Below are 11385 nucleotides of genomic sequence, written 5' to 3'. Positions count from 1 at the left end.
CAGCGTCCTTAAAAGAGAAATCATTAGTTCTTATCCAGTGGACACCGTAATAGTTCTGTAAGCATTGGATGATCTCGGTTGATTTCTTCTTCTAGTGTCATATTTGCTGCATTGATTAATTCGAAAAACGCTTCTGAAGTATACCAATAAGGTGATGATTTACCTTTATACATCGTCCCCTGTTTACTAAATGTTATTGCTAGATTACCCCACCGTAAAGTTGATTCACTAATTGACATACCGAGTTGAACGAGGACGGAAGTACCCATGTGTTCACTAACTCCAATTAACTCCTTGACGCTTGTGCCATCGTCTAAGGGAATTATCTTGTAAACTTTTCCCCTTGTCGTAACAGTAAGTTCCCCCCCTGTTGCAATGACTGCGCCTGTAACGACACGAAGCCCATTCCCAAGCGCTCCACGGCTTGGCAGACGAAGTAATTTCGAAGAAATCATCGGCCGATTGATTGAGAAATATTCCTGCAGCCATTCCGGATCAATACCATCCCCGTAATCCGTTACTCTGAAGCTTCTATGGTCAACTAATTCAAGCTTACAGTCTCCAGTTGCATCCAATGCATTATCGACTAATTCTTTCACAACAAGCTGTGGAATGAATTGTCGATGTACTCCTGCTTTCTGACACAATGTTTCAATGTTTCGGAAAAGTTTCCAGTCTTCACGTACCAATTGCATATGTTTCCCTCCATGGATATGCTCATAATTGAAGCATTTAATGAACTTTGATATCATGAAGGGGAGTAAGACTCCGCGCTAAAAGTTTTACTCCCCTGGCCAACTATTCGCGAGATGGTTGGCCTTTCTTTTTCTTCAAATGCATAAGTGAAAGTATCTTTTGATCCAATGCCTCGGATTCTTTAACTACTGAAGGATGGCAAAGAGGGATTCCATTAGCAGTATCCTCCATTTTACGTCGCTGCTCTTCCAATTCTCTTTTAAGCACTTGTTCCTCGTCTAAGATGTCATGTCTGGTTGTTTGTCGTTTCATTTAACCCACCCAACCTTTCATGATTAGACTCACTTATGCTTTTACTGGTTGTATAAATCTTCTGCGATAGAGCGGAAAGCTTCATCTACAAAATCCGGTGTATTGGATGCTGCTATTTTCTGAATCAATTCTTCGCTCAATAGCATTTCTGGACAGTTAAAAGTTCTCGTTGAAAATGATCGCATAGAAAAATAACCCAATCGGACGAATCTGTGGTATCCTTACGGTTCCTAAGTCAGAAAGGAGATCAGATCGCAGAAAGGGTTACTCTGTTAGTTTACCCGATTTCGTCGCGACCGACCATACCATGTTGAAATTTATAAATGAGATTTTGTCTGCCTTTCGTGCTTGTTTCTCGCGCGCCGCCGCCTTCGAGTGGTTCGTAGTCATCGTTGTCGGTTTGATGGTCCGTTCCGATCATCTCGGTGTCACTTCCATCGTCCGGGATCTGACGCTCGATCCGCGTCATTATGAATCGATGCTTCATTTCTTTCGTTCCTCCGCATGGTCATTGGATTCAATGCGGCTTGCTTGGCAGGGAGTCGTTAACCGCTCGGCCCCGCTTATGCGCGTGCGCGGAAGGGTTGTGTTCGTCGGCGACGGCGTGAAGCAGGCCAAGGAAGGACGGCATATGCCGGGCGTGAAGAAGCTGCATCAGGAATCCGAAAATGTCTCCAAGGGCGAATACATCTTCGGTCATCTGTTTGGCGCCATCGGCATTCTGGCGGGCACACGGCACAAGTGGTTCTGCCTGCCCTTGTTCATAAACTTGCAGGACGGTGTGAAAGCCATCTTCAACTGGACGGGCGATGCTGAGCAGCGCCATGGCTCCCATGTTGTGCAGCTGATCGAGCAGGCCTTCGTCGCCGCGCGTACCTTCGGCGGAGCGTTGCTCCTGCTGGACCGGTATTTCCTGTCCATCCCCGCGCTGCAGCGGCTGGCCGAAGGCAATGGATCCATGCACATCGTTACGAAAGCCAAAATGAATGCAGTTGCCTACGAAAAGCCTGCACCGAAGAAGTCGGGGCCCGGTCGTCCGCCGAAGAAAGGCAAGATGCTGAAGCTGGCTGAGTTGTTCCAAACGCGCGCAGCCGATTTTCAAACCGCCACCGTGACTCTCTACGGCAAGGAAGAGATCGTTTCCTTCCTGTGCCTGGATTTGTTATGGGGGCAAGGCCTCTACCAGAAACTGCGCTTTGTTCTCGTTCGACACGGTGACCGCCTTGCCATTCTCGTCAGTACCGATCTGTCGCTTACGGCCGCGGAGATCGTCGAATTGTACGGCTACCGGTTCAAGATCGAATGTACGTTTCGGGAAATGAAGCAAGTGATCGGCGCATTCGGCTATCGCTTCTGGAGCGCATCGATGCCCAAGCTGAATCGTTACCGCCGCAAAGGCGAAAGCGATCCGCTGGAGCAAGTGAAGAGCGAGTCGGATCGGCATCGGATTCGGTTGACCCTTCAGGCCGTCGAAGGCTTCGTGATGTGCAGCGTCATCGCCACGGGCATCGTGCAGTTGATCGCTTTACGCTTTTCCGGTAAAACGCCTGCGCTGTTCTTCCGCTATTTGCGTACACCGTCCAAGTCCATCGTCTCGGAAGCGACGGTAGCGGCTTATTTGCGCAAGTCGATTTTTCGCCTGTTTGCCCAAAATCCACACTTATCCATAACCCAAATAATTCGTTCCAAGCAAGAAACACCTGATTCTGCTGCCGATTTTCTGGCTTCTTAAGCGTTAGAACTTTTCACTGTCCAGAGCATTTCTAAATAACGAAATTTCAATTTTTGTTCTACACTCAGTCTAGTAAAGAAAAATTGTGTATCTGCACCTCCTTTCAGTACATCTTCAATGGAATTGAGCTCTACTATTCTTTCAGCAAACACATATCCCGTTGCTATGCGACTCAAATATTCATGAATGTCACCTTCATAGGCACTGAGCTCATTCCATATTGCGTCCTGATCCTCGGCGTTTGCCTCAAGAATTTTACGAATTACGTAGTCAGATTCAATAACACAGTCGGCTCCTTTGTACTCAATGATATATTGTCTATGGACAATATTTTTTTTAGCAAAGAATTGCTTCAGTCTCATAGTTACCAAATTCATCTCTATTCCTCCGTTTTAAGATGGGCCACCATCACACCCACGATGTGCTCCGATTGGTGGGGTCCATTCTTCCATAATCAGATCGTTAACAGTGAAATCCTTCTTCATGGCCAATTGAATCCATTTTTCTAGCATTGGATCACCTAAAGGTAATACTTTGGCTAAATCCCCTTTTTTAGCTTTCTCTATGAGAGACATCTTGCAATCTATCGTGTGATTTATTTCTAATTCGGTTTCAACAAATTGATTGAATCGCTCCGGGGAAAGAAGTTGTATAGTACTCCAATGATGAGAGGTTGAAAAAACGCAGCCCATGCAAGAAACTCGTCCGAAACCCAGATAATAAGCTGGATGAGGCATAATAGAGAACTCTTTATGTAACTCGAACATATCTGCTTTTGATTCATCTATAACAGGACGCCAGTGATGGACAATTCTTTCACGTGTAGTGGACTTATGGACTTCAAACTTTAAATATTCTGAACGGTTCCCTCCTTCAGTGCGGCGCTCACCAGTAATAAAAAGGATTTTCTTGGGCTTCTGTCGTGTTCCTTTTAAACGAGGATTATTGTTTAATACCCTTCGAGCTGGATCTGCTTTTGCAGCTGCACTACACCACCGATATCGGAGATCCGAACTTTGAGCTGGAAATTTACGCCGGGTACTCTGAGAACCCTTTTTAGTTGGAAGACGTATTATTTTCGAATTTTCTGAATAGAAAACATCTCCCGTTAAACGGTTCTCCCTCATAAGTTCCCCGTATATCCCTTTATCTCGCCATTGATAGTACAAAGGAACATTGAAATACCTTGCAACACTTTCGATGTACCCCTCGGTACATGGCCAATCCCAAAATTCTTTATACGTATCGGCTTTACCATCTACACATTGATGCCAAATCTCAAGTTTAGAAAAATCCAACCCTGCATTCTTCAGGTGGAACAAACATCCCATGGAGTCAGCTCCACCTGATAGATTAAGAATGACAACATCATATTCATTTAAAGGAAGCAGTTGATCGTAGTGTTTATCGATGTCAGTAAATGAAAGAACCATTTGTTCAGCTACGTCCATAAGCCGCCCCTCCCCCATGAAATAATTAAACTACTTCCGACTCTATGGAGCTCTTCTTAAAGTCGGACTACCTTATTTTCAAAACTGAAAGGTATATTGGCCATCCACTTCTCGAATGCTTGTTTGATTTTGCTTCAAGCCAACAATATCTCGTAAACGTTTGTTCATAATCGCTGCAGCAACTTCAATTCCAATCGCTTTCACCACACCCCCGTCCACACTTTGGCCAATAAGTTTAATTCGATCTCCTTCTCCCATGAACTCTGGAAACTCATAAGAATCCGGTAGGGACATAAGCCGCATCATCTCATCAGAACGGAACAACCGCCAACGATCGGACTCAGGATGCTTTAAGTAACTTGAAGTTACTTGTGTTTTTTGATAATTAAGTGTGAAAGCTGATACGAGCTTACCTTCAAGGCTTACAAGCGTATGATTCTTTTCCGCCTTGAAATTATTGTTTCCGGACTTATTCAATAGCCCCTCCATCACAGTACCGGTAATTGGCTTCCAATTGCCGGACTCCCACTCTCTCCCGATCACTTGCCCTACTGTCTTCCGACGGTGTTCAAGTGTTTTAGGCAACTCTGGCCATTGAAATGGATGTTCCTCTCGAAAGAAAACGGCGTATCCCCTTTTACGAGATGCAACGCTGCCTAGATCATGCGCATTGATTATTGTTTCATATGAAAACGGGAAGAACGGACTTAACAGCATTTTAAGATGCTGATATGATCGTGATTGGAAGTACTGCGGAACTTGCTCGATCATAACTACTTCCGCTCCTGTAGCCAGCACAATCCTTGCATAATGTGGACCGTGTCCCTCCGTAATTCCCCCATCTTGTCCACCGAGAGAAGAAAAACGAGTACAATTTGGACTTAACCAACAAACATCTGCAGATGGTATATAATCAGGGTGTTTTGTTTTTAAATCCCCTAGATAAACATATCCCGAACCGAAATTTCTTAGGTATGCATCTACCGCAACTGACCATACATCTAAAGCACCAACGGCTTCATAGAATCCTGTATCACATAAAGCTGCTGTGGCCATTCCGCCCCCGCAAGGAGCCGAATATAACCGTAGCTTCTTTAGATCGTTTCCTTGCAGCATCGGTTTTTCAATAACAAACAAGTCAAAAGAGCGCATTGGACGGATGACAATCATACCGTCGCTGACTAACAAATCTACATATTCTCGTTCTCGAAAAACAAGAGTGATTTCCTTGCTGCACGCATCGTATAAAGGTCTCTCATGCGCCCAACTTGGACGTTTTCGTTTACTGATTATCTTCTTTGTGTCTTCAGCACGTGTAATAATGAATGTTCTTTCCTGTATAATGTGTCGCACACCTTCTCCTACTTGAAATCCAGCAGCTTCAAGTACGGTCGGCTCGAGGAATAGCCGTGTGTTTCCTTTGTGATAACCTGTACGAATATTCCGAATTAGACAAATGGGACGCATAAAAAGGACCCCCTAGCAATGTAAAATCAGTAACTTATTTTGTTACTGGAGGCCATCTTAAGATGGCCTCCTAAGTTTAATCAGTAAGTGCCTATAGATTTTGCTTAGATAAACGAATGTCATAACAGTTTCCTGCAATATCTCCAGCCTCCGTAATTTCAAAGGACATTTCTGGATCATATTCAATACTTACGTTCTCTTCTAACTCATGTTCGTTGATCATTCTATCAATGGCAGCTGCTTTGGCTTCTTCTTGTGTTTCTCCCACCACTGCAAACGCGTATTGATCACCCTCATGCCAGAGTGCAATTACGTATAAAGTTTCCATCGATGATTCCTCCTCGAGTAGTTATCCTATCAGCGGCCGGTGTGCTTGCCGCATGGCACACGCGAACCATGTAAGCATAGTTCCACCAAGGTTCCGCCAGGCGCGCATGCGCGGCGCCGGAACGGTGGAACTCTTTTGTCAAATGGCAAACTGCTTCAGCAGGCAAACATTTGACAAAAGGGGCGTCATGGTACGCTGGCCAGCTGCGGCAGGGCCACGTCTTTAGGCCGCTGGCTTCCGACGCAGGAGGAAGGCATCCTTGCACTTGCCCCTGACATCCTGGATTACAATAAAAAATAGCCTCTTCTGCAAGGGGCTATTTTCATGAATGTATTGGTTTGACGATCATACCGGTTGCCTTAAGTCTCATTCATCCAAGAACCGGTATGATCATTTTCTAATCCGAGGCTCCGCATAGCGGAGCTTCCATGGCGGCATTTCAGCTCCTAGAACTAGAAATCACTAACTTTTCAACACAAAAGAGAGCAGCCCATCTTAGGGCTGCTCTCTTTCTTCTTAGAGATTAACATCAGTTCTTTCGGCAGGGTTTAATCATAGCATAAGCCTGTATTATTTTCCATCTAGCTTGCTAATCGCATCTTGAATATTTTTAACTGGAAGTAGAATCATTTCACTTGATTCTGCTTGCTGATCTATCTCATCAAGCTGACTTTCTGGGAACAAAAATATATCTGCTCCTTGTTCACGCGCTGTTTTAATCTTTAGCCGCAGATCCTTAATTTTCTGAGCTTCCCCATTCCGACCTATAGCCCCAGTTCCAGCTACAAGCTTTCCCTGTGCAAGATTAACTTTTGGATCAAGCTGCTCAATCAACGATAGTGTTAACATGAAACCAGCGGAATTCCCCATAAAATCTTTACTTGGCTTGACATCCAATATCGCATTTTCCTCGATATCAGTAAAGGCAAAGTAATCACGAATGTACAAACCTAACGGATAATTAGTTGACTTTAGCTCATTGCTCATTTTAAATGTTACTTCTTGTGTTAACCCATCTCGCTTGATAGTAACACTAACATTCTCACCTTCGTGCAAAGTATCTATGTATTCAGCAAAATCATAAGCCGTAAGTCCAGATAGACTATTAATGGAGACAATAACATCATTGTCTTTAAAGATAGGCAGCCCGTTCTCTAATACGTGATGAACATAAATTAGAGGTACTGATTCATCGGATGGAATGCCTAGATAATTGTATGCGACCTTGATGACGTTGTGCTTCATTTCATCTAAAGTAACAGCTGCTATGGCCTTCTCATCATTTTGACTCAGGACATACGTTGAAAAATTCCGGCTAGTTTTCTCATAACCCCACAAACCAAACAATATTGACTGTAGTTTATCCTTGGGCTCTTGACTCGTTACATAAGTGAGCCATAGATTGGTATCCCTATTCTTTATACGGATGTAATCATCGGATCGCACAATACCTCCAGGACCTACCATAATTGATTTGTCTGGAATACTTTTGAGAATTACGAGAGCTATAACGAAAATTAGTAATGACGCTAAACAAATCTTAAGCATTTTTCCCACATAATATCTCTTCATTACCTTCTCCTAGCAAGAAGTGACCCGAAGATAAAGGCACCGAAAATAATCAATGCATACATAAATAACGTCTCGGGATCAATTGAGATATCCAAAGTGTTTATTTGGGTTCTAACCTCGTTGTATGCTTTTTCGAAAAAGGCACGATTTAGAAAGTATATTAATGCTACTACACCAGTTGCGCCAACTGCGCATAATGTAGCTAAAAATGCTTTTTGTGATTCCGATTTCTTCATTGGATTCTTATGAAGCCAAAATCCAACAAAAGATTTCACTAAGAATATAATTTGAATTAATAACACCAGCCAGAAGACTGACTCCAAAAAATACCCTCCCCTTTTCTATCGTTGATTTTCAAAGTAAGTCTTTTATTTCCTTTCTCTCAGTATCATACCATACAGCTCCAAATAATGAAGCTGTATGGCTTACAACGATTATCCTCTTACCTCTGCCTCTAAACCGTTTGAGGAAATAATCAAGTATTTACGAGTCCAGGAATGCTTATAGTAGTACTTGTTATCCTCATGATACATGTACATCCAATCTGCAACGGTATCAAGGAACGGCAAATCAATACGCCTGCAAAACTTTTCAAAAGGTAAAAAATCACTCTCCTCGTTTTCTTGCATATTGTCAAACAGACCCTCTTGCATGCTTGCGTCCTGCTTTCTCTAATATAGCTCGTCTTTCAAAATCAGAAATGGAAAATATGATGTCTAGAATGCTTTGATCACTACATTGAATGATGTTTTCCTGAACTATCGTTGGCGAATGTTCACCAACCATACTGATTGTTCGAATGAGCTCCTCTCCGGAATAAATAACTCCGTAAGAAATAGAACCAGCTCTGCCATCACCCCATTGAACCTGGTTTAGATTAAGATCCAAAGTGAATCTTTCAATACCAAGGAACGAGCAATCTAAAACGACTTTCTCTTCCTCATAATAAGATTGAATATCTCTATCCACGCGCTGAATTGCTTTCAATTGCTTAGCATCCAAGTACTTCCCACTCTTTTTTCTTGTTGAAGAGAATGGAGAAGATTCTTTCTTAACTCTAAGCTCGGAAGATTATTCGCAATTCTTTGATCGATAAGCGCACAAGTAACTTTAAATTCCGTTGATGAAAAATGCGTTCCAACAAGTGATGAATAGATAGCATTTGTTAACATCGAAACCTCTCCTTTAGGAAAAATATTGAGGAAAATCCCCAAGAAACTGATTGACATTTTGGGGTCTACCCCCTATCCAGCGGCGTACGCCGGTCTAGCCGCGCGGCAATGAGCGCGATTTTGATTTTGGTTTGATGAGCAGTTTCCCTCTGCTGTGCAGCCCTAGCGTATTCTGTTTTCAAAGAGCAACATCCATATGTCGTAGCCGTCATAGCGCAGTTACCACAACGCCATATGTCGTGCAGGGGCTTGTCCCGTAGGGATGGCGAAGCCACCCTTGCACGTAAGGATGGCGTTGTGGTTTGCTATGATCAACGGATACGACTTGGATGTGCGAATGAAACAGAAGGAGCGTCGCTGTGTAAGGGGAAACTAACAGTGAATCAAACCGTGCTTTTTAGCGGACGGCATTGCCGGCCCGCCAGGTTTTAGCGTCATTTATGACGCTGCATTCGTGGTTTGATCTTTCGTGAATGGTTTTCATATTTGGGCCGATTGAGTCATCCGGATGCGGATTTGGGCGCTGGACGACTCAATTGGCCATCATCTAATCCGAGGCTCCGCAGTATGCGGAGTATCCATGCCTTTACGTATGAAAATAATAAAGGGAGTACTTCGTCATATGCATTTTTTCTATACATATAGCAGCAACTCCCTATCATGTATTTTTTAAACTGACCTTTTCTTATCAAAGCTCGGCAGATGGTATAAAACCGTTAGGTATCACTTTATAAAGTCTCTTTCCTCAGTTTTCAAAAAAGCTCAGATTCGCCCAGGCTTATGTTGGGCTCTTCATTTCATGAACCCAATGCATACCTTCAAAACTGACAAAACCACCAGCATCTAAAATGCACTGCAAAGCCTTTTTTCCACCACAAGGGCAGTATGGAACCTCTCCATCAAAACTTACATATCCAGACGGGTGATGAAATACATAGCCATTTACTTTGTAGTATCCAAGTTTGGACTTCATTTCGAATTTAGCATCATTAAGATTAACGATCGTTAGTAGATTTTGATTAATAGTCATACGAAATACCTCCCACGTACGCCCGCCGGCTTTATTGAATATTTCAAAACCTTATTTATCTATAAGTTCACTCACTGCACCGCATTGTTTGCATTTGACAATGTGAATGTAGTGCCCACCGTTTACGTTTCCATCGCTGAATCCTTCGCAGGATACGGTCTCGTAACCAATGCCTCCGTAAAATTCATGTTTATTTCCACATTCACAAGTACATTCTGTATCCCTGAAAGCTCCTGTTTTTATTGCCATAAACGTTCTCCTTCCTATGGGCGGTTTCCCCTTGATTTCAATCATGGTGGCGGCCGGTGTGCTTGCCGCATGGCACACGCGAACCATGTAAGCATAGTTTCACCAAGGTTCCGCCAGGCGCGCATGCGCGGCGCCGGAACGGTGGAACTTTTTTGTCCAATGGGAAACTGCGTGAGCAGGCAAACATTTGACAAAAATGGCGTCATGGTAAGCTGGCCAGCTGCGGCAGGGCCTATCTTTAGGCCGCCGGCTTCAGACAAAGGAAGAAGGCAACCATTTCACAAAAAGAGCCGGCATATGCCGGCTAACCTAATAGAAATAGAATTTTACACGCCACCGGGGACCCACGATTGCGGAGCCCATTTGGGCGCAGCAAAAAAGCCCATGGAACGGCGGTTTTTGCCGTTAGCTGGGCCTTTTAGTGGGTGGTGGGAATTCGTGCCCACCATAATGATTATTAAAGTGTTGCATTCAATTGAAGGTAAGGAATTTCTGAAACTTCAACCATTGCATAATGTCCATCCATGAAAAAAGAAAAGAAGATCCTTTCTCCTTTTTCGAGAACAGATATGAATTGCCAATCTCCCGTATCAACATACTCCCGTAGCAGTAAAAAATATCTTGTTTATTCGGAATGGTAGCTGTTGAAAAGTGATGCACTGTTTCATGATAATACACTGAAATTAGGGTAATTCGCTCATCGTGCATTCTATATTTTTTACACCCCCATGTTCTCAGTATATCCTACACTTTGGAACCACACGATTAGCCCTTCATAATCCATATAATTTTCCTCTATTCCACACGTTATTCATAAACACCTTCACAATCATGTTATTTTTGCCGAGCAGCTTTATAAGCATAGCAACTGGCAAGGGTTCATCAAATAATGGAAACCCATTGAGGATAATTCACCCACTTTATATTGAATCGGGATGTTGCGTGATTTTTTGCAGTAACACATAATTTCATGACATATTGCTTTCAATTTGTGATCTGTTTCGTGAGATGAATTATTAATAGTGACACATGAAGAAAGGATGATTGAGATGAGAAAAGAACGATACAAAGAAGAAGCTTTTAAACTGAATGAATTTGTTAATGGAAGAGGAGCGCAAACTTTCACTCCGGCACAACTCAAGGATCAACTTAAGGTATATGGCTTCGACAATCCAGATTCGTTTGTAAATGAGTGGCTGAAAAAGCGGTTAAAACAAAATGATATTCTGAAAGAGAATCATGGCATTTATCGCAGGAAAAAGCCTCTCCTCACGAAATTAGAATATATTCGGAGACTGTGTGGGCTTCATAAATCAGACAATGAAAGCTAGAGAATAGTTTAAACAGCGGCCATCTAATCATAGATTGCCGCTGTT

15 protein-coding genes are annotated in these 11385 nt (G+C 43.1%); 2 read left to right on the top strand and 13 right to left on the bottom strand.

Going from position 1 to position 11385, the window contains the following annotated elements; all coding sequences use genetic code 11:
- Positions 1–23: 23 nt before the first annotated feature.
- Entirely contained in the window at positions 24–695 is a 672-nt protein-coding gene (locus PAV_RS32960) for an ATP-binding protein (RefSeq protein ID WP_005552626.1), read from the bottom strand.
- 103 nt (positions 696–798) lie between these two features.
- Positions 799–1008: a Spo0E family sporulation regulatory protein-aspartic acid phosphatase gene (locus PAV_RS31565; RefSeq protein ID WP_005552625.1), complete on the bottom strand. Its 210-nt coding sequence runs from the start codon at positions 1006–1008 to the stop codon at positions 799–801.
- A 331-nt stretch (positions 1009–1339) separates the two neighbouring features.
- Between PAV_RS31565 and PAV_RS31560 the strand changes: the two genes are divergently transcribed.
- Positions 1340–2740, top strand: coding sequence for a transposase (locus PAV_RS31560; RefSeq protein ID WP_202950506.1), 1401 nt, complete (start codon positions 1340–1342; stop codon positions 2738–2740).
- On the opposite strand, the gene PAV_RS31555 is transcribed toward PAV_RS31560, so the two are convergent.
- The 11 genes from PAV_RS31555 to PAV_RS31505 form a co-directional block, all read right to left on the bottom strand.
- Positions 2737–3117, bottom strand: a complete 381-nt coding sequence (locus tag PAV_RS31555; protein ID WP_005552624.1) for a hypothetical protein — start codon at positions 3115–3117, stop codon at positions 2737–2739. The genes PAV_RS31560 and PAV_RS31555 overlap by 4 nt on opposite strands.
- A gap of 15 nt (positions 3118–3132) precedes the next feature.
- The gene (locus PAV_RS31550) at positions 3133–4191 is read right to left on the bottom strand and encodes a phosphoadenosine phosphosulfate reductase domain-containing protein (RefSeq protein ID WP_005552623.1); all 1059 of its coding nucleotides are present in this window, start codon (positions 4189–4191) and stop codon (positions 3133–3135) included.
- Positions 4192–4269: 78 nt separating this feature from the next.
- Entirely contained in the window at positions 4270–5658 is a 1389-nt protein-coding gene (locus tag PAV_RS31545; RefSeq protein WP_005552622.1) for a DNA cytosine methyltransferase, read from the bottom strand.
- Positions 5659–5749: 91 nt separating this feature from the next.
- The gene (locus PAV_RS31540) at positions 5750–5986 is read right to left on the bottom strand and encodes a hypothetical protein (protein ID WP_005552621.1); all 237 of its coding nucleotides are present in this window, start codon (positions 5984–5986) and stop codon (positions 5750–5752) included.
- A gap of 570 nt (positions 5987–6556) precedes the next feature.
- Positions 6557–7558, bottom strand: a complete 1002-nt coding sequence (locus PAV_RS31535) for a hypothetical protein (RefSeq protein WP_005552618.1) — start codon at positions 7556–7558, stop codon at positions 6557–6559.
- A complete protein-coding gene (locus PAV_RS31530) occupies positions 7558–7881 on the bottom strand; it encodes a hypothetical protein (RefSeq protein WP_005552617.1) in 324 nt (107 codons plus the stop codon). Before PAV_RS31530 ends, PAV_RS31535 begins: the two co-directional genes overlap by 1 nt.
- Before the next feature lie 111 nt (positions 7882–7992).
- Positions 7993–8211, bottom strand: coding sequence for a hypothetical protein (locus tag PAV_RS31525; RefSeq protein ID WP_005552616.1), 219 nt, complete (start codon positions 8209–8211; stop codon positions 7993–7995).
- Positions 8192–8560: a hypothetical protein gene (locus PAV_RS31520; RefSeq protein WP_005552615.1), complete on the bottom strand. Its 369-nt coding sequence runs from the start codon at positions 8558–8560 to the stop codon at positions 8192–8194. The genes PAV_RS31525 and PAV_RS31520 overlap by 20 nt, the downstream gene beginning before the upstream one ends.
- Complete coding sequence (locus tag PAV_RS31515; protein WP_005552614.1) at positions 8542–8787, bottom strand: hypothetical protein; 246 nt, start codon at positions 8785–8787, stop codon at positions 8542–8544. Before PAV_RS31515 ends, PAV_RS31520 begins: the two co-directional genes overlap by 19 nt.
- 721 nt (positions 8788–9508) lie before the next feature.
- On the bottom strand, positions 9509–9760 hold the full coding sequence (locus tag PAV_RS31510; RefSeq protein ID WP_005552612.1) for a hypothetical protein: 252 nt from the start codon (positions 9758–9760) through the stop codon (positions 9509–9511).
- A 51-nt stretch (positions 9761–9811) separates the two neighbouring features.
- A complete protein-coding gene (locus tag PAV_RS31505; protein WP_005552611.1) occupies positions 9812–10009 on the bottom strand; it encodes a hypothetical protein in 198 nt (65 codons plus the stop codon).
- 1049 nt (positions 10010–11058) lie between these two features.
- Between PAV_RS31505 and PAV_RS31495 the strand changes: the two genes are divergently transcribed.
- Positions 11059–11340, top strand: a complete 282-nt coding sequence (locus PAV_RS31495; protein ID WP_005552610.1) for a hypothetical protein — start codon at positions 11059–11061, stop codon at positions 11338–11340.
- The last annotated feature ends 45 nt before the right edge of the window (positions 11341–11385 follow it).

Source organism: Paenibacillus alvei DSM 29 (assembly GCF_000293805.1).
Taxonomy (GTDB): Bacteria; Bacillota; Bacilli; order Paenibacillales; family Paenibacillaceae; genus Paenibacillus_B; species Paenibacillus_B alvei.
The sequence above is the reverse complement of the archived record's forward strand: the minus strand, read 5'-3'. Positions and strand labels throughout refer to the sequence as shown.